Origin of the sequence: Thermomonas flagellata (assembly GCF_022419185.1) — a bacterium.
GTDB lineage: Bacteria > Pseudomonadota > Gammaproteobacteria > Xanthomonadales > Xanthomonadaceae > Thermomonas > Thermomonas flagellata.
In genome coordinates this window covers 20,025-45,691 of the sequence record NZ_JAJOZK010000005.1, presented here as the reverse complement: position 1 = coordinate 45,691, position 25,667 = coordinate 20,025, and the positions used below count along the sequence as shown (strand labels likewise).

At 75.0% G+C, this 25,667-nt stretch carries 19 protein-coding genes and 1 tRNA gene; 14 read left to right on the top strand and 6 right to left on the bottom strand.

Going from position 1 to position 25,667, the window contains the following annotated elements; all coding sequences use genetic code 11:
• Positions 1-142 precede the first annotated feature (142 nt).
• The 9 genes from thrA (at position 143) to ML340_RS06175 (ending at position 10,007) form a co-directional block, all read left to right on the top strand.
• A complete protein-coding gene (gene thrA / locus ML340_RS06215; RefSeq protein WP_425608290.1) occupies positions 143-2,635 on the top strand; it encodes a bifunctional aspartate kinase/homoserine dehydrogenase I in 2,493 nt (830 codons plus the stop codon).
• Complete coding sequence (locus ML340_RS06210) at positions 2,632-3,561, top strand: homoserine kinase (RefSeq protein ID WP_240097786.1); 930 nt, start codon at positions 2,632-2,634, stop codon at positions 3,559-3,561. The genes thrA and ML340_RS06210 overlap by 4 nt, the downstream gene beginning before the upstream one ends.
• Positions 3,558-4,856 (top strand): threonine synthase, encoded by a 1,299-nt coding sequence (gene thrC / locus ML340_RS06205; protein WP_240097784.1) that lies wholly within the window; start codon positions 3,558-3,560, stop codon positions 4,854-4,856. The genes ML340_RS06210 and thrC overlap by 4 nt, the downstream gene beginning before the upstream one ends.
• 91 nt (positions 4,857-4,947) lie before the next feature.
• Positions 4,948-5,024, top strand: a tRNA-Arg gene (locus ML340_RS06200).
• Positions 5,025-5,102: 78 nt separating this feature from the next.
• Complete coding sequence (amaB, locus tag ML340_RS06195; protein ID WP_240097782.1) at positions 5,103-6,635, top strand: L-piperidine-6-carboxylate dehydrogenase; 1,533 nt, start codon at positions 5,103-5,105, stop codon at positions 6,633-6,635.
• Between the two features lie 31 nt (positions 6,636-6,666).
• Positions 6,667-6,957, top strand: a complete 291-nt coding sequence (locus ML340_RS06190; protein WP_240097780.1) for a DUF4190 domain-containing protein — start codon at positions 6,667-6,669, stop codon at positions 6,955-6,957.
• Between the two features lie 4 nt (positions 6,958-6,961).
• Entirely contained in the window at positions 6,962-8,017 is a 1,056-nt protein-coding gene (locus ML340_RS06185; protein ID WP_240097778.1) for a quinone-dependent dihydroorotate dehydrogenase, read from the top strand.
• A complete protein-coding gene (murB, locus tag ML340_RS06180; RefSeq protein ID WP_240097776.1) occupies positions 8,014-9,060 on the top strand; it encodes a UDP-N-acetylmuramate dehydrogenase in 1,047 nt (348 codons plus the stop codon). Before ML340_RS06185 ends, murB begins: the two co-directional genes overlap by 4 nt.
• A gap of 44 nt (positions 9,061-9,104) precedes the next feature.
• Positions 9,105-10,007 carry a DMT family transporter gene (locus ML340_RS06175; RefSeq protein WP_240098045.1) on the top strand — a complete coding sequence of 301 codons (903 nt, stop codon included), beginning with the start codon at positions 9,105-9,107 and terminating at the stop codon, positions 10,005-10,007.
• A 12-nt stretch (positions 10,008-10,019) separates the two neighbouring features.
• On the opposite strand, the gene ML340_RS06170 is transcribed toward ML340_RS06175, so the two are convergent.
• Positions 10,020-12,725 carry a serine/threonine-protein kinase gene (locus ML340_RS06170; RefSeq protein WP_240097774.1) on the bottom strand — a complete coding sequence of 902 codons (2,706 nt, stop codon included), beginning with the start codon at positions 12,723-12,725 and terminating at the stop codon, positions 10,020-10,022.
• A 97-nt stretch (positions 12,726-12,822) separates the two neighbouring features.
• Between ML340_RS06170 and ML340_RS06165 the strand changes: the two genes are divergently transcribed.
• On the top strand, positions 12,823-13,710 hold the full coding sequence (locus ML340_RS06165) for a GGDEF domain-containing protein (RefSeq protein WP_240097772.1): 888 nt from the start codon (positions 12,823-12,825) through the stop codon (positions 13,708-13,710).
• Between the two features lie 16 nt (positions 13,711-13,726).
• On the opposite strand, the gene ispG is transcribed toward ML340_RS06165, so the two are convergent.
• Positions 13,727-14,971: a flavodoxin-dependent (E)-4-hydroxy-3-methylbut-2-enyl-diphosphate synthase gene (gene ispG, locus ML340_RS06160; protein WP_240097770.1), complete on the bottom strand. Its 1,245-nt coding sequence runs from the start codon at positions 14,969-14,971 to the stop codon at positions 13,727-13,729.
• A 50-nt stretch (positions 14,972-15,021) separates the two neighbouring features.
• On the opposite strand from ispG, the gene xseA reads away from it, so the two are divergent.
• Positions 15,022-16,632 carry an exodeoxyribonuclease VII large subunit gene (gene xseA / locus ML340_RS06155; protein WP_240097768.1) on the top strand — a complete coding sequence of 537 codons (1,611 nt, stop codon included), beginning with the start codon at positions 15,022-15,024 and terminating at the stop codon, positions 16,630-16,632.
• Between the two features lie 13 nt (positions 16,633-16,645).
• On the opposite strand, the gene ML340_RS06150 is transcribed toward xseA, so the two are convergent.
• The gene (locus ML340_RS06150) at positions 16,646-19,258 is read right to left on the bottom strand and encodes an EAL domain-containing protein (RefSeq protein ID WP_240097766.1); all 2,613 of its coding nucleotides are present in this window, start codon (positions 19,256-19,258) and stop codon (positions 16,646-16,648) included.
• A 481-nt stretch (positions 19,259-19,739) separates the two neighbouring features.
• On the opposite strand from ML340_RS06150, the gene ML340_RS06145 reads away from it, so the two are divergent.
• The 3 genes from ML340_RS06145 to ML340_RS06135 are packed head-to-tail and all read left to right on the top strand — an operon-like array spanning position 19,740 to position 22,810.
• Positions 19,740-20,000 carry a hypothetical protein gene (locus ML340_RS06145; protein WP_240097764.1) on the top strand — a complete coding sequence of 87 codons (261 nt, stop codon included), beginning with the start codon at positions 19,740-19,742 and terminating at the stop codon, positions 19,998-20,000.
• 25 nt (positions 20,001-20,025) lie between these two features.
• Positions 20,026-21,792: an ABC transporter transmembrane domain-containing protein gene (locus ML340_RS06140; protein WP_240097762.1), complete on the top strand. Its 1,767-nt coding sequence runs from the start codon at positions 20,026-20,028 to the stop codon at positions 21,790-21,792.
• A gap of 7 nt (positions 21,793-21,799) precedes the next feature.
• A complete protein-coding gene (locus tag ML340_RS06135) occupies positions 21,800-22,810 on the top strand; it encodes an NAD-dependent epimerase/dehydratase family protein (RefSeq protein WP_240097760.1) in 1,011 nt (336 codons plus the stop codon).
• Between the two features lie 10 nt (positions 22,811-22,820).
• Here the strand turns inward: ML340_RS06135 and ML340_RS06130 are convergent, their stop codons facing one another.
• From ML340_RS06130 to ML340_RS06120, 3 genes are all read right to left on the bottom strand, one after another.
• Complete coding sequence (locus tag ML340_RS06130; RefSeq protein WP_240097758.1) at positions 22,821-24,446, bottom strand: isovaleryl-CoA dehydrogenase; 1,626 nt, start codon at positions 24,444-24,446, stop codon at positions 22,821-22,823.
• 124 nt (positions 24,447-24,570) lie between these two features.
• Positions 24,571-24,777 (bottom strand): cold-shock protein, encoded by a 207-nt coding sequence (locus ML340_RS06125; RefSeq protein WP_240097756.1) that lies wholly within the window; start codon positions 24,775-24,777, stop codon positions 24,571-24,573.
• Positions 24,778-24,863: 86 nt separating this feature from the next.
• The gene (locus ML340_RS06120) at positions 24,864-25,622 is read right to left on the bottom strand and encodes an S-methyl-5'-thioinosine phosphorylase (RefSeq protein ID WP_240097754.1); all 759 of its coding nucleotides are present in this window, start codon (positions 25,620-25,622) and stop codon (positions 24,864-24,866) included.
• Between the last annotated feature and the right edge of the window lie 45 nt (positions 25,623-25,667).

Genomic DNA, 25,667 nt, shown 5'->3' with positions numbered 1-25,667 from the left:
TTACCACCGGTACCGGCACCCGCCGCCCGGTGCGGTCGCCCATGCCCGGATGATCCCTCCCCGCCATGGCCCCGCACCGCGAACAGCGACGGGGCCACGGCACCCGGCGCGAACGCGAGGCAGGCCCCTCCTGGAGCCGACGATGCCCGCCGCCGATGCCCCCGCCCCTCCGCCCGCCGCCGTGCCCTGCCGCGCCCACAAGTTCGGCGGCAGCTCGCTCGCCGATGCCGGGCGGATCGCCCACGTCGCCCGCCTGCTGCAGGACGCGCCGGAACCGCAACAAGTAGTGGTCGCCTCGGCGATGGCCGGGGTCACCGACGCCTTGATCGCGCTGGCCGATGCTGCGCGCAGCGGCGGCGAGTGGGCGCCCGCGCTGGAGGCGCTGCATGCCCGCCATCGCGCCGCCGCGGACTCCCTGCTCGGGCCGAGCCACCCGCTGCACGCCTGGCTGGACGCACAGTTCGCCGAGCTGGGCGAGCTGCTGCGCGCGGTCGGCCTGCTGCGCGAACCCGGGCGTGCCGCGCTGGAGCGCATCCACGGCCTCGGCGAAGTGCTGTCCTCGCGCCTGCTGCAGGCGCACCTGCAGGCGTTCGGCGCGGACTACGCCTGGCTGGATGCGCGCAGCGTGCTGCAGGTGCGCCATGGCGAGCTGGGCGCGATCGTGGATTGGGACGCCAGCCGCGCGCGCCTAGCCGCGTGGCGGCAGGCGCACTCGCAGCCGCGGGTGGTCGCCACCGGGTTCGTGGCGGCCGGGCCGGACGGCCTGCCGACCGTGCTCGGCCGCAACGGCAGCGACTACTCCGGGGCGATCTTCGCAGTCCTGTTCGAGGCCGCCGAGCTGCACATCTGGACCGACGTCGACGGCGTGCTGTCGGCCGACCCGCGGGTGGTGCCGGAGGCGGTGCCGCTGGCGGCGATGAGCTATCGCGAGGCCTGCGAGCTGGCCTATTTCGGGGCCAAGGTGATCCACCCACAGACCATGACCCCGGCGATCGCGCGCGACCTGCCGATCCTCATCCGCAACACCTTCAACCCCGGCTTCCCCGGCACCCGGATCGACGCCCGCGGCGATGCCAGCGGCCCGGTCAAGGGCCTGACCCTCAACGAGCAGCTGGCGCTGGTGAGCCTGGAGGGCGCCGGCCTGATCGGGGTGCCGGGCACCGCCGAGCGCATGTTCGCCGCGCTGCACCGGGCCGGGGTGTCGGTGGTGATGATCTCGCAGGGCAGCTCCGAGCACTCGATCTGCGCGGTGGTGCGCGCACCCGATGCGCAGGCCGCGCAGGCGGCCCTGCGCGAGGCGTTCGCGCGCGAGCTGGCCTGCGGCCAGGTGCAGGGCGTGGAGGCGCTGGCCGGGATCAGCGTGCTGGCCGCGGTCGGCGACGGCATGGCCGGCACCCCCGGGGTGGCGGCGCAGCTGTTCGGCGCGCTGGCGCGGGCGCGGGTCAACATCCGCGCGATCGCGCAGGGTGCGTCCGAGCGCAACATCTCGGTGGCGATCGCCGCCGCCGACGGTGCGCGCGCGCTGCGCGCCGCGCACGCCGCGTTCTGGCTGTCGCCGCAGACCATCGCGCTGGCGGTGATCGGCCCCGGCAAGGTCGGCGCAGCCCTGCTCGACCAGATCCAGGAGGCGCTGCCGCGCCTGCGCCGCGAGGCCAACGTGGACCTGCGCCTGCGCGCGCTGGCCGGCAGCCGGCGGATGTGGACCTTCGCCCACGGCGACGGCGCCGACTGGCGTGCGCGCATGGACCCGGCGCAGGCGCGCGCCACCGACCTGCCCGCGCTGGCCCGCCACCTGCTGGACAGCCACCTGCCGCACGCGGTGATCGTGGACTGCAGCGCCAGCGACGCGGTCGCCGCGCACTACGCCGACTGGCTGGCCGCCGGCATCCACGTGATCACCCCGAACAAGCAGGCGGGGGCCGGCCCGCTGGCGCGCTACCGCGCGATCCGCGCCGCGCAGGCGCGCAGCGGCGCGCGCTTCCGCTACGAGGCCACGGTCGGCGCCGGGCTGCCGGTGATCTCCACCCTGCGCGACCTGCTGGACACCGGCGACCAGTTGCTGGCGGTGGACGGCCTGTTCTCCGGCACCCTGGCCTGGCTGTTCAACCGCCACGACGGCCGCACCCCGTTCTCCGAACTGGTGCGGCAGGCGCACGCGCTGGGCTACACCGAGCCGGACCCGCGCGACGACCTGTCCGGCACCGACGTGGCGCGCAAGCTGGTCATCCTCGCGCGCGAGGCCGGGCTGCCGCTGTCGCTGGAGGACGTCACGGTCGAAAGCCTGGTGCCCGAGGCCCTGCGCAGCGCCGACCGCGACGGCTTCATGGCCGCGCTGGAGGCGATGGATGCACCGATGCAAGCGCGCCTGGAGACGGCGCGCGCGCAGGGCGGCGTGCTGCGCTACGTGGCGCATCTGGACGCCGACGGCCGCGCCGGGGTTGCGCTGCGCATCCTGCCGGCCGACCATGCCTTCGCCCATCTGCGACTGACCGACAACTGCGTGCAGTTCACCACCCGCCGCTACCACGCCAATCCGCTGATCGTGCAGGGGCCGGGTGCCGGCCCGGAGGTCACCGCCGCCGGGGTGTTCTCCGACCTGCTGCGGCTGTGCGCGGCGCTGGGAGCGCGCCTGTGAGCCCGCCGGCGCAGGCGCGCGCGTTCGCGCCCGGGTCGGTCGGCAACGTCGCGGTCGGATTCGACATCCTCGGCCATCCCATCGCCGGCATCGGCGACGTCGCCACGGTGCGTCGGATCGACGCCCCCGAAGTGCGGATCGCCGCGATCCGCGGCAGCGTCACCACCCTGCCGCTGCAGCCGGAGCGCAACACCGCCGGGCAGGCGCTGATCGCCCTGCGCGGCGCGCTGCGGCTGCCGTTCGGGTTCGAGCTGGAACTGGACAAGGGGCTGCCGCTCGGCTCCGGGCTGGGCGGCTCGGCCGCCTCCTGCGTGGCCGCGCTGGTCGCCGCCAACGCACTGCTGGACGCGCCGCTGCCGGTGGAGGCGCTGTATCCGTACGCGCTGGCCGGCGAAGTCGTCGCCAGCGGCGGCCTGCACGGCGACAACGTCGGCCCGATGCTGCTCGGCGGGCTGGTGCTGGCGACCGCGGCGCGGGTGACGCCGGTGCGGGTGCCGGCGGAGTGGCACGCCGCCGTGGTGCATCCGCATGCGGTGCTGGAGACCCGGCGCGCGCGCGAGGTGCTGCAGGGCGGCTATGCCCTGCGCGAGTTCGTGGCGCAGTCGGCCAACCTCGCCCAGGTGCTGCTCGGCTGCGAGCGCGGCGATCCCGAGCTGGTGCGCGCCGGCCTGCGCGACGTGCTGGTGGAGCCGCGGCGGGCGCCGCTGATCGCCGGCTTCCGTGCGGTGCAGGAGGCTGCGCTGGCGGCCGGCGCGCTCGGCGCCAGCATCTCCGGCGCCGGGCCGAGCGTGTTCGCCTGGTGCGAGCACCGCGCCGGCGCGCAGGCGGCGGCGGACGCCATGGCCGCCGCGTTCGCCGCGGCCGAGCTGGCCTGCGACGTGCACCTGACCCCGATCGCCGCGCCCGGCGCGCGGCTACTGGCATGAGGGTGTACAGCACGCGCGGACGGGCCCCGGCGGCCGGCCTGGCCGAGGCGATCGCCGCCGGGCTGGCGCCGGACGGCGGGCTGTACCTGCCGGAGGCGTGGCCGCGGCTGGACGCGGCGGCCTTCGCCGCCGACGCCGACCTGCCCGCGGTCGCCACCCGCCTGCTGGCGCCGCTGTTCGCCGGCGACGCGCTGGCCCCGGCGCTGCCGGGCATCTGCGCGCGCGCCTTCGCGGTGCCGGCGCCGCTGTGCCCGTTCGGGGCCGACGGCGATTTCCTGCTGGAGCTGTTCCACGGCCCGACCGCGGCGTTCAAGGACTATGGCGCGAGCTTCCTGGCCGGCTGCCTCACGGCCCTGCCGCGCACGCCAGCCGGACGCCCGTTGACGATCGTGGTGGCGACCTCCGGCGACACCGGCGCAGCGGTCGGCGCCGCCTTCCACGGGCAGCCGGGGCTGCGGGTGCTGATCCTGTACCCGGACGGCCGGGTATCGCCGCGCCAGGCGCACCAGCTCGGCAGCTTCGGCGGCAACGTGCGCGCGCTGCGGGTGGCGGGCAGCTTCGACGACTGCCAGCGGCTGGCCAAGGCGGTGCTGGCCGATGCCGGCCTGCGCGCCGAAGTGCCGCTGGGCTCGGCCAACAGCATCAGCCTCGGCCGCCTGCTGCCGCAGATGGCCTACTACGCGCACGCCGCGCTGGTCCACTGGCGCGCGCATGCCGCCCCGCTGCACCTGGTGGTGCCCACCGGCAACCTCGGCAACGCATTGGCCGCGCTGCTGGCGCGCCGGATCGGGCTGCCGCTGGGGCGGATCGTGCTGGCCAGCAATGCCAACAGCGTGCTGCCGGAGTTCTTCGCCGGCGGCGACTACCGCCCGCGCGCGAGCCTCGCCACCCTCGCCAACGCCATGGACGTGGGCGCGCCCAGCAACTTCGAGCGGCTGCAGGCGCTGTACCCGGATCCGGCCGCGCTGCGCCGCGAGCTGACCGCCGAGGCCGTGGACGATGCCGGCATCCGCGCCGCGATCGTGCGCACCCACGCCCGCCGCGGCCAGGTCGTGTGCCCGCACACCGCCTGCGCGGCGGAGGTGCTCGACCGCCTGCGCGCGCGCGGCGAGGGCGGGCATTGGGCGGTGGTCGCGACCGCGCACCCGGCCAAGTTCCCGGAGGTGGTGGAGCCGCTGCTGGAGATGCCGGTGCCGCCGCCGCCCGCGCTCGCGGCGATGCTGGCGCGCCCAGCGCAGGCCGAGCCGCTGGCGAACGACCTGGCCGCGCTGCAGGCCCTGCTGCGGGCATGGTGAGCCTGGCGATCCGCCGGATTCCCCCGGCGATCCGTCGGCCGCGTGGTCGGATTGGCCGGCAGGCGCGGCCACTGCGATAATGGCCGCGCCAGGCCTCGTAGCTCAGCTGGATAGAGCGTCCCCCTCCTAAGGGGAAGGTCGCACGTTCGAATCGTGTCGGGGCCGCCACCGCAGCACGGGCGCACGCCGCCCCCGTCCACGGCGGCGCCGCCGCCATGCCGTTTGCCTTTCATCCCGGAGTCCGCCATGCCCCACCCCGTCCTCGCAGCCCTCGGCCTGAACGACGTCGAATCCGGCACCTACCTCGGCCACGGCGAGTGGTCGCGCACCACCGACGCCGGGGTGCTGGAACCGGTCAACCCGACCACCGGCGAGGTGCTGGCGCGGGTGCATGCGTCCTCGCGCGCCGACTACGAGTGCATCGTCGAGCGCGCCCAGGCCGCGTTCAAGGTCTGGCGCACCACCCCGGCGCCGCGCCGCGGCGAGGCGATCCGCCTGTGCGCGGACGCCCTGCGCCGGCACAAGGACGCGCTCGGCTCGCTGGTCGCGCTGGAGATGGGCAAGTCCAAGCCCGAGGGCGACGGCGAGGTGCAGGAGATGATCGACATCGGCGACTTCGCGGTCGGGCTGTCGCGCCAGCTCTACGGCCTGTCGATGCACAGCGAGCGCCCCGGCCACCGCATGTACGAGCAATGGCACCCGCTCGGGCTGGTCGGGATCATCAGCGCGTTCAACTTCCCGGTCGCGGTGTGGGCCTGGAACAGCTTCATCGCCGCGGTGTGCGGCGACATCAGCCTGTGGAAGCCCTCGCCCAAGGTGCCGCTGTCGGCGATCGCCAGCATGAAGATCTGCAACGAGGCGCTGCGCGCCGGCGGCTTCCCGGACATTTTCTTCCTGTTCAACGATGCCGGCACCGAGCTGGCCACCGCGCTGGTGGACGACCGCCGGGTGCCGCTGATCAGCTTCACCGGCAGCACCCAGGTCGGGCGCGTGGTCGGTGAGCGGGTCGCGCGCCGGCTCGGCCGCTCGCTGCTGGAGCTGGGCGGCAACAACGCGATCATCGTGGACGAGACCGCCGACCTGGCGCTGGCGATCCCGGCGATCGTGTTCGGCGCGGTCGGCACCGCCGGCCAGCGCTGCACCACCACCCGCCGCCTGCTGGTCCACGAGAGCCGCTACGACGAGGTGCTCGCACGCCTGGTCGCGGCCTACAAGCAGGTCGAGCAGAAGATCGGCGACCCCACCGACCCGCGCAACCTGATGGGCCCGCTCAACAACCGCGCCGCGGTCGACGCCTACCTGGACGCGATCGCGCAGGCGCGCGCGGCCGGCGGCAAGGTCGAGACCGGCGGCGCGGCGCTCGACCGCCCCGGCTTCTTCGTGCTGCCGACCATCATCACCGGCCTGGCCAACGATACCCCGGTGGTCCAGCACGAAACTTTCGCGCCGATCCTGTACGTGATGAAGTACAAGGAGCTGGACGAGGCCATCGCGATGCAGAACGCGGTGCCGCAGGGCCTGTCGTCGGCGATCTTCACCCAGAACCTCAAGCGCGCCGAGGCGTTCCTGTCGGCGGCCGGCAGCGACTGCGGCATCGCCAACGTCAACATCGGCACCAGCGGCGCCGAGATCGGCGGCGCGTTCGGCGGCGAGAAGGACACCGGCGGCGGCCGCGAGTCCGGCTCCGACGCGTGGAAGGCGTACATGCGCCGGCAAACGAATACCATCAACTACTCCGACGCCCTGCCGCTGGCCCAGGGCATCAAGTTCGACCTGTGAACCGCCAGCGCCTGCGAGGGGAGCCGCCGCGATGAACGCCAGCATCCGCCAGACCAGCAGCCTGGCCGTGGTCAGCCTGATCGCCGGGATCCTCGGCTGGACCCTGCTGCCGTTCCTGGGCAGCATCGCCGCGGTGATCACCGGGCACATGGCGCGCAGCGAGATCCGGCGCGCCCCGGACCGGCTCGACGGCGACGGCCTGGCGGTGGCCGGGCTGGTGCTGGGCTGGCTGTCGATCGCGCTGGCGGTGCTGGCGGTGGCCGCGGTGGTGCTGTTCTTCGGCGGACTGGCGGCCTTCCTCGCCTTCGCCGCCCACCACTGAGCGCGTGTACGGCCTGCTGCGCCCGCTGCTGTTCGCCCTCGACCCCGAGCGCGCCCATGCGCTCGGCCTCGGCGGGCTGGACCTGCTGCGGCGGACCGGGCTGGGCGGGCTGCTCGGGCAGCCGCCGGCGCCGCTGCCGACCCGCGCGTTCGGGCTGACCTTCCCCAATCCGGTCGGCCTCGCCGCCGGGCTGGACAAGAACGGCGCCCACGTGGACGCGCTGCTGGCGCTCGGCTTCGGCTTCGTCGAGGTCGGCACCGTCACCCCGCGCCCGCAGCCCGGCAACCCGCGCCCGCGCCTGTTCCGCCTGCCGCAGGCACAGGCGCTGATCAACCGCATGGGCTTCAACAACGACGGGGTGGACGCGCTGGTGCGCAACGTCGCGCGCGCGCAGCGCCGCGGCGGGCTGCTCGGCATCAACATCGGCAAGAACAAGGACACCCCGAACGACGAGGCCGCGCTCGACTACCTGCACTGCCTGCGCAAGGTGTATCCGCTGGCGGACTACGTCACCGTCAACATCTCCTCGCCCAACACCGCCGGCCTGCGCGAGCTGCAGGAGGAGCAGGCGCTGCGCCGGCTGGTCGCGATCCTGCGCGAGGAGCAGGAGCGCCTGGCCGCGCGCCACGGGCGGCGCGTGCCGGTGCTCGTCAAGATCGCGCCGGACCTGTCCGACAGCGACATCGACGCCGCCGGCCGGGTGCTCGGCGACCTCCAGGTGGACGGGGTGATCGCCACCAACACCACCACCGCGCGCCCCGGCATCGGCGGCCTGCGCCACGCCGACCAGGCCGGCGGGCTGTCCGGCGCGCCGCTGATGGGCAAGTCCACCGCGGTCCTGCGCATGCTGCGCACGCGCTTGCCCGAGCAGATCCCGCTGGTCGGGGTCGGCGGCATCCTGCACGGCGCCGACGCCGCCACCAAGCAGACCGCCGGCGCGGTGCTGGTGCAGCTCTACACCGGGCTCGTCTACCGCGGCCCGGCACTGGTCGGCGAGTGCGTGGAGGCGCTGCGCCGGCGCAAGGAGGCCCCCAGCCGCGGCCTGGTGCCGAACGCATGAGCGCAGCCGCCCCGGGCCTGCGCCTGGCGCACGAGGTGCCGCTGCGCACGCGCAACACCTTCGGCGTCGAGGCCACCGCGCCGCTGCTGGTGGAGGTGCTGGACGCGGCCGCGCTGCCGGCGGCGTTCACGCTGGCGGAACTGCGCGCGGCCCCGCCGCTGGTGCTGGGCGGCGGCAGCAACCTGCTCTTGGCCGCAACGCGCACCCCACCCCTGCTGCAGCTGCGCAGCGATGCGATCGCGCTGGTCGCGGACGACGGCACCTGCGCGCGCGTGCGCGCCGAAGCCGGCGCCGGCTGGCATGCGCTGGTGGAGTGGACCCTGGCACGCGGGCTGCGCGGGCTGGAGAACCTGGCCTTGATCCCCGGCAGCGTGGGCGCCGCGCCGATCCAGAACATCGGCGCCTATGGGGTGGAACTGGCCGAGCACGTGCACGCGGTCGAGGCCTACGACCCGGCGACCGCGCGCTGGCACCGCTTCGACCGCGCGCAGTGCCGCTTCGGCTACCGCGACAGCCTGTTCAAGCAGGCCGGCGCCGGGCTGGTGGTGACCGCGCTGGAACTGGAGTTGCGGCGCGACGCGCCGCTGCGGCTGGGCTATGCCGGAATCCGCGAGGAACTGGCCGCGCGCGGCATCCACGCGCCGGACGCGCGCGCGGTGGCAGACGCGGTGATCGCGCTGCGCCGGGGCAAGCTGCCGGATCCGGCGCAACTCGGCAATGCCGGCAGCTTCTTCAAGAACCCGCTGGTGCCCGCGGCCCAGGCCGCCGCGCTGCGCGCGGCGCATCCGCACCTGCCGCACTGGCCGGCCGCGGACGGGCGCTGCAAGCTGTCCGCGGCGTGGCTGATCGAGCAGACCGGCTGCAAGGGCACGCGCGCCGGCGATGCCGGGATCAGCGACCGCCATGCGCTGGTGCTGGTCAATCACGGTGCCGCCAGCGGCGCGCAGCTGCTCGCCCTCGCGCGCGAGGTCGCGGCCGCGGTGGCGGCACGCTTCGGCGTGGCACTGGAGCCGGAGCCGCGGATCGTCGGAGCCACGTGGTGAGCCCACGCCCGCCGGCCCCGGTGCAGCTGCGCGCGGCCGGCCTGATGCTGGCCAGCACCGTCGGGTTCGGGCTGATGGCGGTGTGCATCCGCCTGGCCTCGCGCACCGAGCCGGTGGCCGAGGTCGCGTTCTTCCGCAACCTGTTCGGGCTGCTGGCGCTGCTGCCGGTGCTGCTGTGGCCGGCGCTGCGCGCAAGCGCCCCGGTGGGCATGCACCTGCGCGCGACCCTGCGCACCCGCCAGCTCTCGCGCTATTTCGTGCGCTGCCTGATCGGCGTGGCCAGCATGTGGATGGGGTTCTGGGCGATCGCCCACCTGCCGCTGGCGCAGGCGGTGGCGCTGGCCTATTCCTCGCCGATCTTCGTGACCGTCGCGGCGGTGCTGCTGTTGGGCGAGCGCGTGCGCCTGCGCCGCTGGCTGGCGGTCGCGGCCGGCTTCCTCGGCGTGCTGGTGATCGTGCGCCCATGGTCGCACGCGTTCACCCCGGGCACCCTGGTGGCGGTGGCGGCGGCGGTGATCACCGCGATCGTGGCGATCCAGATCAAGCAGCTGGCCCGCCACGACCGCTCCGACACCATCGTGCTGTGGACCTACCTGTTCTGGGTGCCGCTGTCGCTGCTGCCGGCGCTGTGGGTCTGGCACACGCCGCAGGGCATCGCCTGGCTGTGGCTGTTGCTGGCCGGCGTGCTCGGCACCGTCGGCCAGCTGCTGTGGACGCGCGCGCTCAAGCTCGGCGAGGTCTCCGCGCTGACCCCGATCAGCTTCGTGCAGCTGGTGATCGTCGCGCTGGCCGGCTGGCTGTGGTTCGGCGAGCCGCTGGACCGTTGGACCGCATTCGGCGCGGCGATCATCTTCGCCGCCACCGCCTACATCGCGCACCGCGAGGCGGTGCTGGCACGCCAGCACCGCAGCCAGGCCCCGAGCGAGGCGGTCGAGCCGGGCAGCTGAGCCGGTGCCGGCTCACCCGGCCGAACGCGCGTCCCCGCCCTGGATGCGCCGGCGCAGCGCCGCGCGGGCCGCGTCCAGCGTGGACGGGTCGGCGCGCAGCAAGGGCAGCACGTAGCGCGCGTGCACGGCATCGGCGTCCGCGGCCCGGCGCTCGGCGCGCAGGACCGTCTCCAACCGCCACGCCGCCTCCACCGTGCGCGCATCCTCGCGTCCGCCGGCCGCCTCGGCACCGGCCAGCAGGCGCTGCAGGGCTTCGCGCTCCAACGTGCGGTCGCCGAGGGCGGCGGCATCCTGGGCACGCACGTCGTGGCCCATCAGCACCTGCGGATGGTGTGCACCGAGCACCCGTTCGGCGACCGGCATCGCCTGCGCCAGCTGCGCCAGCGACGCCCGCGACTGCCCGGCCTGGTGCAGGGTCGCGGCCAGGTTGAGCGCGATGAACAAGGTGTCCGGATGCTCCGGGCCAAGCAGCCGGCGGCGCGCGTCCAACACCTGCCGCTGCAGCGCCAGCGCCTCCGGGAACCGCTTCAGGCGGGCGTACAGGCTGGCCAGGTTCAGGCGCGCGCGCAACGTCTGCGGATGCTCCGGCCCGAGCACGCGCGCGCGCGCGGCCAGCACCGCGGTCGCGATCGGCAGGGCGGCGTCCCACTGCCCGCTGTCGATCAGCATGCTCGCCAGGTTGCCGCGCTCGGCCAGGGTGAGCGGATGCTCGGCCCCCAGGCGCCGGGTCTGCACCGCCACCAGTTCGCGCTGCAGCGCGAGCGCGCCGGCGGCATCGCCGGTCATGATCCGCATCACCGCCAGGTTGTGCAGGGTGGCCAGGGTGTCGGGCGCCTGCGCGCCGAGCAGGCGGGTGCGCCGCGGCAGCACCTGCTCCAGCACCCGGCGTCCGGCCGCAGGCTCGCCCATGCGCCCGAGCAGGATGCCGAGGTCGTTGCCGACCTGCAGGGTGACCGCGTCGTCGTCGCCGCGTAGCTCCTGTGCCTGCGCATACAGCTGCTGCAGCAGGGCGCGCGCCTGCGCGCGCTCGCCGAGCGCGGCCAGGGCGTTGGCCCGCGCCAGCTGCAGCCGCAGGCGCAGCGGGTCGCTCACCGCCAGCGCCGCGGCGCCCGCCAGCGCGGCCTCGGCGACGCGGCGCGCCGGCTCCGGCTGGGCCGCGTCGAGCAGGGCGAAGGCCTGCTCCTCGCGCGCCTTGAGCGCCTGCGGATCGCCCGCGCCGAGCGCGCGTTCGCGCGCGGCGGCGACCGCGGCGAAGCCGGCCGCGGCCGGCTGCGGCAGCCCGAGGTTCTGGCGCACCCGCGCCACCGACTCGCGCAGGTCCGCCGCCAGCAGCGGCTGGGCGGCGAACCCGCGGGCGATCGCCTGCTCCGCGCTGGCCAGCAGCTGGCGCTCGATCAGCGTGCGCGCCACGTCCGCGGCGGGCAGCGCGGCCAGGGTGCGCGCGGCGGCGGCCCGCTCCGGCGCCGGAACGGCCTCCAGCTGGCCGCGCAGGCCGGCGGCGAGTCCTGCGCCCATCGCCTCGATGTCGATGCCCTCCAGCAGCGCCTGCTGGAACGCCACCACCTGCTCCAGCTGGGCCAGCCGCTGCTCGGCCAGCGCGCGCTGCGCGCGCGCCTGCAGCAGGCCGTACACCGACAGGCCCAGGCCCGCCAGCAGCGCCGCGGCGACCAGCGCGCCGGCGCCGATCCCGAGCCGGTGGCGCTGCACGAACTTGGCCAGCAGGTAGCGCCGGCGCGGCGGCACCGCCTGCAGCGGACGGCCGTCGAGGAAGCGCTGCAGGTCCTCGGCCAGCGCCGCCGCGGACGGATAGCGCTGCTCGCGGTCGTACGCCATCGCGCGCGCCACCACCCAGTCCAGCTCGCCGCGCAGCAGCCGCCGCATGCGCGGCAGCGGCTCGTGCAGCTCGCCGGCCAACTGCGCCGCGCGCGCGGGCGGCAGGGTGGTCAGCTGCTCGGACGGCAGGCGCAGGCTGTGCGCGCGCCCGGTGACGGTCTGCCCGACGGCCGGCGGGCGCTGCCCGGTCAGCAGCTCGTTGAGCACCACCCCGAGCGCGTACACGTCGCTGCGGGTGTCGATCGCGCCGGCATCGCCCGCGGCCTGCTCCGGGCTCATGTAGTCCGGGGTGCCTGCGACCTCGCCGCCGGCGTCGGCGCGCGCCGCGGCGATCCCGAAGTCGATGATCTTCGGCTGCGGCCGCCCGTCCACTTCGTCCACCAGCAGGTTGGCCGGCTTCAGGTCGCGGTGCACCACGCCCTTCTGATGCGCGTGCTGGACCCCGGCGCAGACCCGGATGAACAGGCCCAGGCGCTGGCGCAGGTCGAGCGCATGCGTGCGGCAGTAGTCGGTAATCGGGACCCCGGCAATGAACTCCATCGCGAAGAACGGATGGCCCTCGGGCGTGGTGCCGGCATCGAAGATCTGCGCGATCGCCGGATGCCGCATCTGCGCCAATAGCTGGCGCTCGATCTCGAAATAGGCCAGATGGCGCGCGTCCAGGGTCTGCCCGCGCAGCAGCTTGAGCGCGACCGTGCGCCGCACCGGCTCCAGCTGCTCGGCGCGGTAGACCTCGCCCATGCCGCCGCGCCCGATGAGTGCCTCGATCCGGTAGCGTCCGAGGCGGGTGCCCGGCGCGAGCAGCCCCGGGCGAGCGTCCGCGAGGGCCTGCGGCCCGCGCGCCCCGAGCCATTCGGTGCGATCCTGGTCCTGCCCCTGGCCCATCCCCCACCCCGCTCCGCCAGCGCCGTCGGGCATTCTAAGCGCGCCGCCCGCGCCCGCCCGCGGACGCTACACTGCCCGGGCCCCCGACCGCGCCGCCATGCACGACCCGCACGACACCACCCAGCGCACCCTGTTCAGCCCCGGCCCGCCGCGGCCGGAACAGCGCAGCGCCTGCGTGGTGGTGATCCACGGCGAGGGCCTCGGCCGGCGCGCCGACATCGGCGCGGCCCCGGTGCTGATCGGGCGCTCGAGCGAGGCCGACCTGGTGATCGCGCACAAGAGCGTCTCGCGCAGCCACTGCCGGATCTGGTGCGCGGCGGACGGCTATCGGATCGCGGACCTCGGCGCGACCAACCCAACTCGCCTCAACGACGCGCCCTTGGCCGGCGAGTCACTGCTGGCCGACGGCGACCAGATCACGGTCGGCGAGAGCATCCTCAAGTTCATCAGCCAGGACAGCGTGGAGGCCAGCTACCACGAGGAGATCTACCAACTGGCCACCCACGACCCGCTGACCGAGCTGTGCAACCGCCGCCACTTCATCGAGCTGGCGGACAAGGAGATCCCGCGCGCGCTGCGCCATGCGCGGCCGCTGGCGCTGTGCATCGTGGACGTGGACCTGTTCAAGCCGGTCAACGACCGCCACGGGCACATCGAGGGCGACGAGGTGCTGCGCCGGATCGGGCGCGTGCTGCGCCAGCACGCGCGCCACGACGACGTGGCCGCGCGCATCGGCGGCGAGGAGTTCGCGGTACTGCTGCCCGAATGCACGCTGGAGGCCGCCTGCCAGTGGGCCGAGCGCCTGCGCGAGGCGGTCGCGCAGACGCCGTTCGCGCCCGGCGGGCAGCCGTGCCGGATCACGGTCAGCATCGGGGTCGCCGCACTCGCCGCCGAGCGCGCCAGCCGCCCGGCATTGATGGCCGCGGCCGACGCGGCGCTCTACCGCGCCAAGGACGGCGGCCGCAACCGGGTGTGCAGCGCCTGAACCGGGCGGATGCCGCTCAGCGCCGCGCGAAGCGGCGCGCGACGTAGCCGTCGATGATGCCGAGGAATTCCTCGGCGATGCGCTCGCCGCGCAGGGTCGTCGCCTTCTCGCCGTCGATGAACACCGGCGCCGCCGGGGCCTCGCCGGTGCCGGGCAGGCTGATGCCGATGTGAGCGTGGCGCGATTCGCCCGGGCCGTTGACCACGCAGCCCATCACCGCCAGGGTCAGGGTCTCGGCGCCCGGGTACTGCTGCTTCCACTCCGGCATCTTGGCGCGCACGTGCGCCTGCACCCGCTGCGCCAGCTCCTGGAAGAACGTGCTGGTGGTGCGCCCGCAGCCCGGGCAGGCGGTGACCATCGGGGTGAACGCGCGCAGCCCGAGCGACTGCAGCAGCTCCTGCGCGACCACCACCTCCTGGGTGCGCGATTCGCCCGGCGCCGGGGTCAGCGAGACCCGGATGGTGTCGCCGATGCCCTCCTGCAGCAGCACCGCCAGCGCGGCGCTGGAGGCCACGATGCCCTTGCTGCCGATCCCGGCCTCGGTCAGTCCCAGGTGCAGCGCGTAGTCGCCGCGGCGCGCCAGTTCGCGGTACACCGCGATCAGCTCCTGCACCCCGCTGACCTTGGCGCTGAGCACGATCCGCTCGCGCGGCAGGCCCAGCTCCTCGGCGCGCGCGGCCGACTCCAGCGCGGAGCGGATCAGCGCCTCGCGCAGCACCTGCCCGGCCTCCCACGGCTGGGCGCGGCGCGCGTTCTCGTCCATCAGCCGCGCCGCCAGCGCCTGGTCGAGCGAACCCCAGTTGGCGCCGATCCGCACCGGCTTACCGTGGCGGCAGGCCAGCTCGATCAACTGCGCGAACTGGGCGTCCTTCTTCTTGCCGAAGCCGACGTTGCCGGGATTGATGCGGTACTTGGCCAGCGCCTCGGCGCAGGCCGGCTCGCCGGCCAGCAGCTGGTGGCCGTTGTAGTGGAAGTCGCCGATCAGCGGCACCGGCACGCCCTGCATGTCCAGGCGCTCGCGGATGCGCGGCACCGCCGCCGCGGCCTCCGGCGTGTTCACCGTGATCCGCACCAGCTCCGACCCGGCCCGCCACAGCGCGGCGACCTGCTGCGCGGTCGCCTTGACGTCGGCGGTGTCGGTGTTGGTCATCGACTGCACCACCACCGGTGCGCCGCCGCCGAGGGCGACCGTCCCGATCCGGACCTGGCGGGTGGGATGGCGCGGCGCGGGGCCGGCGTCGGTGGGGATGTCAGCATGCATGTGCAAAGTGTAGCGGCAGGCCCGCCCCGGGCGCGCTAGCATGCCCGCCCATGCCCACGCCCGACGACCGCCCGCTCACCCCCAGCCAGCTCAACACGCTGGCCTGCGACCTGCTGGAGGGCAGCTTCCCGAACATCTGGGTCGAGGGCGAGATCGCCGATCTCAAGACGTACCCCTCCGGGCACATGTACTTCGTGCTCAAGGACGCCGCCGCCCAGGTGCGCTGCGTGCTGTTCCGCAGCCGCCGCCAGTGGCTGCGCTTCGCCCCGCGCGAGGGGCAGCTGGTGCAGGCGCGCGGCAAGGTGACGCTGTATGCGCAGCGCGGCGACTACCGGCTGGAGTGCGAGACCCTGCGCGACGCCGGCGAGGGCGCGCTGCGCCAGCGGCTGGAGGAGCTCAAGGCGCGCCTGCGCGCGGAGGGCCTGTTCGAACCGGGGCGCAAGCGCCCGCTGCCGGCGATGCCGCGCCGGATCGGGGTGCTGACCTCTGCCACCGGCGCGGTGATCCGCGACATCACCAGCGTGCTGGCGCGGCGCTTCCCGCTGGTGGCGCTGGAGCTGCTGCCGGTGCCGGTGCAGGGCGACGGCGCCGCGGCGCGCATCCGCGCCATGCTGCACCAGGCCGCGGCCAGCGGCCGCTACGACGTGCTGCTGCTGGCGCGCGGCGGCGGCGCCCAGGAGGACCTGTCGGCGTTCAACGACGAGGCGCTGGTGCGCGCGATCGTCGCCAGCCCGGTGCCGGTGGTGACCGCGATCGGGCACGAGACCGACACCACCCTCGCCGATTACGCCGCGGACCTGCGCGCGCCGACGCCCTCCGCAGCGGCAGAGCGGCTGGTGCCCGACCGCGCCGAGCTCGCGCTGCGCATCGCCGGCCACGGCCGGCGCCTGCAGCGGCTGTACCTGTATGCGCTGCAGCAGGGCACCCAGCGCTGCGACCATGCCTGGCTGCGGCTGCAGGCGCAGCATCCGCAGGCGCGCCTGGCGCTGCAGCGGCAGCGCGCCGCGCAAGCCCGGCTGCGCCTCGGACACATGCTCGACCGCCGCCTGCAGCCGGCGCATGCCGGGCTGCACCACCTGCGCTCGCGGCTGCAGGCGCAGCATCCGCTGCAGCGCCTGCAGCGGCAGCGCGCGCGCCTGCAAACGGCCATGGAGCGCCTGCGGCGGGCGCAGGAACAGGCCTTGGCGCAGGCCGGCACACGCCTGCAGCAGGCGGCATGGCGCCTACCCTCGCCACGGCAACGCCTTCAGGCGGACCGGGATGGCATCCATCTCGCCGCGCAGCGGCTGCAGCGCGCGCTCGCGCAGCGGCTGCGCGAACTCCGCCAGGGACTGGCGCTGACGGCGCCGCGCCTGCGCGCGCAGCATCCGGCACGCCTGCTGGCGCACGTGCGCACCCGGCTGGAGCGCCTGCACGGGCGCCCGCAGGCCGCGATCGCACGCCGCCTGCGCGAGGATGCCCTGCGCCTGCGCACGCTCGGGCAGACCCTGCGCGCGCTCGGCCCGCGCCCGCTGCTGGAGCGCGGCTACGCCCTGCTGCAGCACCCGGACGGGCGCCTGCTGCACGGCGTCGCCGAGGCCGCCCCCGGCACCCGCCTGGTCGCACAACTGGCGGACGGGCGCCTCGAGCTGCGGGTCGAGGCCCGCCATCCGGCGCCCTGAACCGCAGCCGCCGTCAGCCCTCCGCGGCGGCGGCCGGGCGCCCGAACAGGTAGCCCTGCGCGTAGCCGCAGCCGAGCTGGCGCAGGCCGTCGCGCTGGGCGGTGGTTTCCACGCCCTCGGCGATGGTCTCGATGCCGAGGCTGTCGGCCAGTGCGATGATCGCGCGCACCACCGCGCGGTTCTCGCTGCCGGCGCTGGCGTCCAGGCCGGCGATGAAGCTGCGGTCGATCTTGAGCGCGGCGATCGGGAAGCGGTGCAGGTAGGACAGTGCCGAGAACCCGGTGCCGAAGTCGTCCAGCTGCGCCAGCACCCCGCGCTCGCGCAGCTGCTGCAGGCTGCGGCTGGTGCGGGGCTCGTCGTCCAGCAGCGCGACCTCGGTGATCTCGATCCGCAGCCGCGCCGGGTCCACGTGCGCGTCCTCCAGCAGCCCGAGCAGGCGCGCCGCGAACCCGGGCGAACGGAAATGCCGCGGCGAGACGTTGATCGCCACGTAGCCCGGCGTGCGCCCGCGCGCCATGCCCTCGACCACGCGCGCGTACAGCAGCCAGTCCACCACCTCGATCAGGCCGCTGTCCTCGCCGACGTCGAGGAAGGCGTCCGGCGCCAGCAGCCCGCGCCGGTCGTGGCGCCAGCGCAGCAGCGCCTCGTGCCCGACCACCTCGGCGTCCGCCAGGCGCACGATCGGCTGGTAGTGCGGTTCGAACGCATCCGCGTGGATCGCGCGCCGCAGGTCGGCCTCGAGGTCGAGCGCGCGCACCGCCTGCTCGCGCATGCCGGCGTCGAACAGCACGCAGCGGTCGCGGCCCTCGCCCTTGGCGCGGTACATCGCGGCGTCGGCGTCGCGCAGCATGTCCTCGCCGCCGTGGTAGCGCGGATGCCACATGGCGATGCCGATGCTGGCGGTCGGGAACAGTTCGCGGCCGGCGATCCAGACCGGCGCCCCGAGCGCGGCCAGCACCCGCCGCCCGAGCTCCATCGCCGGCTCCGCGCCGTCGAGGTCGCAGGCCAGGATCGCGAACTCGTCGCCGCCGAGGCGCGCGACCATGTCCGCGGTGCGCACCGCGCCCACGATCCGGCGCGCGGCCTCCACCAGCAGCTCGTCGCCGACCTGGTGGCCGACGCTGTCGTTGACCAGCTTGAAGCGGTCCAGGTCGAGGAACAGCACCGCGAACCCCGCCTGCCCGCCCTCGCGCGCGCGCGCGATCGCCCCCGACAGCCGCTCCAGCAATTGCGCGCGGTTGGGCAGGCCGGTCAAAGCGTCGTGGGTCGCCTGGTGGGTGAGCTTGCGTTCGATCCGCAGGCGCTCGCCGATCTGCTGCATCAGCTCGGCATTCGCCTCGGCCAGTTCGCGGGTGCGCTCCTCGACCCGCTGCTCGAGCCCGGCATAGGCCTGGATCAGGCGCTCCTGGGCCTGCTTGCGGGCCAGGCCGTTGGCGATGTGGAACGCGACGAAGGTCAGCAGCTCCTGGTCCTGCGGGCTGAAGCTGATCTGCGGGGTATAGCTCTGCACCGCCAGCACGCCCACCACCCGGTCCTCGCGCTGCAGCGGCACCCCCAGCCAGGAGTGCGCCAGGCTGCCGTGGCTCTGCACCCGGCCGCTGGCCTCCAGCGCGCGGATGCAGGCGCGGTCGGCCAGCAGGGGCAAGCCGGTGCGCAGCACGTACTCGGTCATGCCCTTGCCGAGCGGACGCGCGCTGCGGTGCGGGTCGCGCTCGTCCACCGAGTACGGGAACTCGAGCCGGGTGCCGTCCTCGCTGAGCATGGCGATGTACAGGTTGCGCGCGTACAGCAGCCCGGCGACCACCGCATGCACCTCGGCGTAGAACTGCTCCATGCTGCGGGTGCCGAGCGAGAGCTCGGCGATCCGGAACAGGGCGCGCTGGACCTCTTGCGCGCGCTTGCGCTCGGCGATCTCGGCCTGCAGGTCCAGGTTGGCCTGGCGCAGCTCCGCGGTGCGCTCCGCGACCCGGCGTTCGAGTTCGTCGCGCGCGCGCCGGCGGTCGAGCGCGGCGAGGATGTGCTGCGCGACGTAGGCCAGCAGGGCGCGGTCGCCGTCGTCGTACACCTGCGGCTGCTCGTAGCTCTGCACCACGATGCCGCCGACCACCTGGCCGTCGCGCAGCATCGGCACGCCCAGCCAGTCCGCGCTGTCCGGGCCGTTCTGCTCGTCCCACGGGATGCCGCGCTGCTCGCGCAGCAGGCGCGATGGCCCGCGCATCGGCTCGCCGCCGCGCAGCAGGGCGAGGGTCAGGCTGGTCTCCCCGGGCGCGACCGGGATCGCCGCGTCCGGATCGTTGACGTAGGGGTCGGAACGGTCGACGAAATAGAGGAAACGCAGGCGCTCGCCGCCGTCGCGCTCGTACAGGACGATGTAGCAGTTCTCGGCATAGGTCAGGCCGCCGAGGATGGCGTGGATCCGGCGCAGCATCTCCTGCATGTCCAGCCCGGCGGAGGAGACGTCGGCGATCTCGTACAGCGCCTGCTGCAGCCGCTGCGCCCGCTGCAGCTCCTCGATCCGCGCCTGGGCGGCAGCCAGCGCCGCGCGCAGCTGCGCCGGATCGGCCTCCCCCGCCGATCCGCCGGTCGCGCGCGGCCCCGCCCCCGGCGATCGCTCTGCCCCGTTCATGCTGGTGAGCATAGCCGGTATCTACGCAAGACGAGGCAGGCGCCGGCAATCCCGGCGGGCGGCGCACCGTTGCGGAAGCAACCTCGCGCCGGCTCTGGGCAGGTGGATGCACACATGCGAGGCTGATGGCATGACGACTGAACGCCGCAGCCTCCGCCTCGGATTTGGCGGCACCACGCGCCGACTGGCCTGGGCCGGAGCTGCCCTGGTGGTCGGCGCACTGGCCTGGCGCGCCTGGCAGGCGCGCGGCCCGACCATCGTAGCGCCTGCGCCTGGCGCCGGGCGGCTCTCCGCGTCGCCTGCGCCCAACCCACGCGCCGCACCGAGCGCCGCGTCGCCCCCCGCCGCCGCGGCCAGGCCGGCACCGCCGCCGCCCGCGCGCCCCCCAGTCGCGGCCCGTGCGGACGCGGAGGACTCGGCCGCCGCGCCCCGGAAGTCGAATGACGCTGCCCAGCCAGCGCCCCCGCCAGCCGCCATCCCCATGCCGGCAGCCGCCGAGCAGGCGGATGCCCGCGCACCGGCGGAGACCCAGGAGGACGCGATCCCCGAGGACGCCCACGCGCTGCCGCCGGCCACCCTGGACGATCCGGCCCTCCGCCAGGCCTGGATGGCGCGCATCCTGGCGCTGTGGCGCGCCGGCCAGGAGGCGGAGGCGCGCGCGGGCCTGGCCGAATTCCGCCGCCGCTACCCGCAGCAGCCGCTGCCGCCGGAGCTGCAGGCACTGGCCGCACCCTCCCCCTGAACCCGCCTGCGGCTACCATGTCGGCATGACTGCTGCTGACCCGGCGCCCGCGCGGGCGCCCATCGGATCCCTGCGTGCGCTGTGGCCGTTCATCCGCCGCCACCGCCCGCTGTTCGTCGCCTGGTTGCTGGCCCTCGGGGCGTCCTCGACGGCCTCGCTGAGCCTGCCGGTCGCGTTCCGCACCATGATCGACCACGGCTTCCGCAGCGGCGCCCCCGGGCAGATCGACCGCGCCTTCCTGCTGTTGTTTGCGGTCGCGCTGGTGCTGGCGGTGGCGACCGCGGCGCGCTTCTTCTTCGTTTCCCTGCTCGGCGAGAAGGTGGTGGCCGACCTGCGCACCACGCTCTACGCGCACCTGATCGCGCTGGACGCCGAGTTCCACGACCGCACCCGCAGCGGCGAGCTGGTCTCGCGCCTGACCGCCGACGTCGAGCTGATCCGCAACCTGGTCGGCAGCGTGATGTCGATCGCCCTGCGCAGCAGCATCACCGCGATCGGCGCGCTGGTGATGCTGTTCGTCACCAGCCCGCGGCTGGCGGCGTGGGCGCTGCTCGGCATCCCGGCGGCGGTGCTGCCGGTGGTGCTCGGCGCGCGCCGCATCCGCAAGGTCGCGCGCCACAGCCAGGACAAGGTGGCCGAGGCCAACGCGCTGGCCAGCGAGACCCTGGGCGCGGTGCGCACGGTGCAGGCGCACGCGCGCGAGGCCTACGAGCGCGGCCGCTTCGCGCAGGCGGTGGCGCACGCGGTGGGCGTGGCGCGTCGGCGGATCGGCGCGCAGGCGCTGATGACCGGCACCACCATCACCCTGTTCTTCGGCGCGATCTCGCTGGTGCTGTGGTCGGGCGCGCACGACGTGATCGCCGGCCGCATGAGCGCCGGCACCCTGCTGCAGTTCGTGCTGTACGCGGTGTTCGGCGGCGGCTCGGTGGCGGCGCTGGCGGAGGTCTGGAACGAGCTGCAGAAGGCCGCCGGCGGCATGGGCCGGATCGACGACCTGCTGCGCGAGCGCGCGGCGATCACCGCGCCGGCCTCGCCGCGCGCGCTGCCGCGCCCGCTGCGCGGCGAGATCGCGTTCGAGGCGGTGACCTTCCACTACCCGCAGCATCCCGAGCGCCCCGCCCTGCGCGACTTCAGTCTGCGCATCGCGCCCGGCGAGACGGTGGCGCTGGTGGGCCCGTCCGGCGCCGGCAAGAGCACCGTGCTGGCGCTGCTGCTGCGCTTCCACGACCCCCAGGCCGGCCGCATCCTGGTGGACGGGATCGACCTGCGCGAGGTCGATCCGGTGCAGCTGCGCGAGGCGATCGGGCTGGTGCCGCAGGCGCCGGTGATCTTCGCCGCCAGCGCGCGCGACAACATCCGCTACGGCCATCTGGAGGCGAGCGACGCCGAGGTCGAGCAGGCGGCGCGGCGCGCGGAAGCCGACGAGTTCATCCGCGCCCTGCCGCAGGGCTATGCGACCGAACTGGGCGAGCGCGGCGCGCGCCTGTCCGGCGGCCAGCAGCAGCGCATCGCGATCGCGCGCGCGCTGCTCAAGGACGCCCCGGTGCTGCTGCTGGACGAGGCCACCTCGGCGCTGGACGCGCAGAGCGAACGCGCGGTGCAGGTCGCGCTGGAGCACCTGATGGCCGGGCGCACCACCCTGGTGATCGCGCACCGGCTGGCCACCGTGCTGCGCGCCGACCGCATCGTGGTGATGGACGCCGGGCAGGTGGTGGCGGAAGGCACCCACGCGCAGTTGCTGGCGCAGGGCGGGCTGTACGCCGAGCTCGCGAAACTGCAGTTCCTGGACTGACGGCGCCGTGGCGCGGGTGCTGGTCACCGGCGGTTCCGGCTTCCTCGCCGGGCAGCTGGTCGCCGCCCTGCTCGCGCGCGGCGAGGCGGTGCACGCCAGCGTGCGCGATCCGGCCGCCGGCGCGCGCCTGCAGGCGCGGCTGGCCGCCGCCGGGATCGATCCGCAGCGGCTGCGGCTGTTCACCGCGCGGCTGGAGGACGACGCCGGCTGGGACGCGGCGGTGGCCGGCTGCGACCGCGTGCTGCACGTGGCCAGCCCGTTCCCGGCGCGCCTGCCGCGCGACCCCGACGCGCTGCTGCCGGCCGCGCGCGGCGGCACCCTGCGCGTGCTGCACGCGGCCGCCCGCGCCGGCGTGCGGCGGGTGGTGCTGACCTCCTCGTTCGCCGCGGTCGGCTATGGGCATCCCGAGCGCGCCGCGCCGTTCGGCGCCCGCGACTGGTCGTCGCTCGACGGCCCCGGGATCACCGCCTATGTCCGCGCCAAGACCCTGGCCGAGCAGGCGGCGTGGACGCTGCATGCCCGCCTCGGGCAGCCGTTCGAGCTGGTGGCGGTGAACCCGGTGCTGATCGTCGGTCCGCCTCCGCCCGGGCCGCTCGCGGCCTCGCTGCGGCTGGTGCGCGGCCTGCTGCGCACGCCCCTGCCGCTGCTGCCGCGGCTGTGCTACGGCGTGGTCGACGTGCGCGACGTCGCCGACCTGCACCTGCGCGCGCTGGCGCATCCGCAGGCACCGGGCCGGCGCTTCATCGCCAGTGCCGGGGAGTTCCTGTGGCTGGCGCAGCTGGCCCGCCACGTGCGCGCCCACGCCGGCCGCCGCGGTCCGGTGCGCGAGCTCCCGGACGCGCTCGCACGCCTGCTGCTGCGGCTGGACCCGGGCCTGCGCCCGCTGGCCGGCGACCTTAGCCGCTGGCGCGGCGCCGACAGCACGCCCGCGCGGGCACTGTTGGGCTGGCAGCCGCGCGGCGTGGCGCAGGTGCTGGCCGACTGTGCCGACGGCCTGATCCGGTGGACGCCGGGGTGAGCGGGCGCGGTCAGTCCGGCAGCACCCGCGCCAGCGCGGCGTCCACGTCCACGGCCGCCGCCAGCGCGCCGTAGGTCGCACCGCCGCCGGCCGCGAGCCGGGTGCGGCACCAGTCGCCCGCCAGCGGATGCCCGGCGCGCAGCAGGATCGCGCCCTGCGCCAGCAGCGCCAGGCGCTCCACGAAGAAGCGCGCCTGCGCCTCGGCCACGCCGGCGGACAGCCGCGGTGCCAGCGCGGCGAACGCGGCGTCGAACGCCGGGTCCAGCCCGCGCGCCGCCTCCCACTCGGCCAGCAGCGCCTGCGCGGTCGCCGGCTCGCGCGCCAGCGCGCGCAGCACGTCCAGGCATTGGATGTTGCCGCTGCCCTCCCAGATCGAGTTCAGCGGCGCCTGCCGGTACAGCCGCGGCAGGCCGGATTCCTCCACGTAGCCGGCGCCGCCCAGGCACTCCTGCGCCTCGTTGGCGAAGGCCGGGGCGCGCTTGCAGATCCAGTACTTGCCGAGCGCCGTGGCGATCCGCGCGTAGGCCGCCTCCTGCGCATCGTGGCCGGCGCGGTCGACCGCGCCGGCGACCCGGAACGCGAAGGCGATCGCGGCCTCCGCCTCCAGTGCGAGGTCGGCCAGCACGCTGCGCATCAACGGCTGCTGCAGCAGCGGCCGCCCGAACGCGCGCCGGTGGCGGGCGTGGTGCAGCGCCTGCGCCAGCGCGATCCGCATCAGCCCGGCGGAGCCGAGCATGCAGTCCAGCCGGGTCAGCATCACCATCTCGAGGATGGTCGCCACCCCGCGCCCCTCCTCGCCGATCCGCTGCGCCCAGGCCTGCTCGAACTCGACCTCCGAGGACGCGTTCGACCAGTCGCCCAGCTTGTCCTTCAGCCGCCGCAGGCGCAGCGCATTGCGGCTGCCGTCCGGGCGCCAGCGCGGCAGCAGGAAGCAGGTCAGTCCGCCCGCCGCCTGCGCCAGCACCAGAAAGCCGTCCGACATCGGCGCCGAGAAGAACCACTTGTGCCCGACCAGCGCGTACTCGCCGGGCACCGCCAGCGGCTCGGCGCGGGTAGTGTTGGCGCGCACGTCGCTGCCGCCCTGCTTCTCGGTCATGCCCATGCCAAGGGTGATCCCGGGCTTGGCCGCCATCGGCCGGTCGCTGCCGTCGTAGGCGAAGGCCTGCGCCTTGTCCGCCCAATGCCGCAGCGCCGGCACCTGGCGCAGCACCGGCACCGCCGCGTGGGTCATGGTCAGCGGGCAACTGCTGCCCGGCTCGACCTGGTAATGCAGATAGCTCAGCGCCGCGCGCGCGACGTGCGCCCCCGGCTCCGGCTGCGCCCACGACAGCCCGGCCACGCCGTGTTCGATCGCCGCCTGCATGATGCGGTGGTAGGCCGGATGGAACGCGACCTGGTCGATGCGGTGGCCGTAGCGGTCGTAGGCGCACAGGCGCGGGCGGTCGCGGTGGGCCTCGTCCGCCAGCGCCGGCAGTTCGGCGCCGGCCAGCGCCCCGTAGGCCGCCAGGCGCGGCGCGAAGCCCTGCCCGCCCTCGCGCGCGACCGCCTCGCGCAGGGCCGCATCGTCGGCCCACAGATCGCGCGGGAAGAACGGCGGCGGCTGGTTGAAGACCTCGTGGGTGGCGAATGCGTCCATGGCGGCCCTCCTGGGTGCGGTGATTGCGTGCGGCGATGCCGGCGATTGTGCGGGCATCGGTGCTGCGCGCACATGAAAAAAGCCCCGCACGGGGCGGGGCTCGTGGAATCCGGAACGGGACGGCTCAGGCGACGACCTTGACCCCGGCCGCCTGCAGGCCCTTCGCCCCCTGCTGCACTTCGTAGCTGACGCGCTGGCCTTCCTGCAGGCTGCGGAAGCCCTTGGCGTCGATCGCCGAGAAATGCACGAACACGTCTGCGCTGCCGTCCTCGGGGGAGATGAACCCGAAGCCCTTGGCGTCGTTGAACCACTTCACGGTGCCGTATTGCATGGATGCCCTGACCTCTTGCGGATGCGTTGCCGACCAATGCCGCACGCGCGGCAGGCCGAGTATGCACCAACTTCCGGCACTTGCAATCAGCCCTCGCCGCCGGCGAGCAATGCGTGCAGGATCCGCGGCACCTCCTGCATGGCCGCGGCGACGTTGGCCAGCACGTCCTGCAGGGTGATCACCTCGTCCGGAGTGGGACCGGCCCCGGCCGCCCAGTTGGCGACGATCGCCAGGCAGGCGTAGTCCAGCCCCAGCTCGCGCGCCAGCCCGGCTTCCGGCATTCCGGTCATGCCGACCAGGTCGCAGCCGTCGCGGCGCATCCGCGCGATCTCGGCGCGGGTCTCCAGGCGCGGGCCCTGGGTCGTGCCGTAGCAGCCGCCGTCCACCACCGCCACCCCGGCGCACGCCGCCGCGGCCAGCACCTGCCGCCGCAGCGACGGGGTGTACGGTTCCCCGAAGTCCACGTGCAGCACTTCGCTGCCCGGCTCCTCGCAGAAGGTGGAGATGCGGCCCCAGGTGTAGTCGATGAGCTGGTCCGGGCAGGCCAGCACGCGCGGGCCGTAGCCTACGGTGATGCCGCCGACGGTGTTCAGGGCCAGCACCCGCTGCGCCCCCAGCGCCTTCAGCGCGGCGAGGTTGGCGCGGTAGTTGATGCGGTGCGGCGGCAGCGCGTGGCCTTCGCCGTGGCGGGCCAGGAAGGCCACCCGCCGGCCTGCATACAGGCCCACCCGCACCGGGCCCGAGGGCGCGCCGTAGGGCGTCACCGGCTGGTGGGTTTCGACCTCGGCCAGCTCGCCCAGCGCATACACGCCGGTGCCGCCGATCACGGCCAGTTCGATGGTCATCGTCGACTCCGTCTTCGTCGCAGGCAGACGCACGCGCCGGCCGCC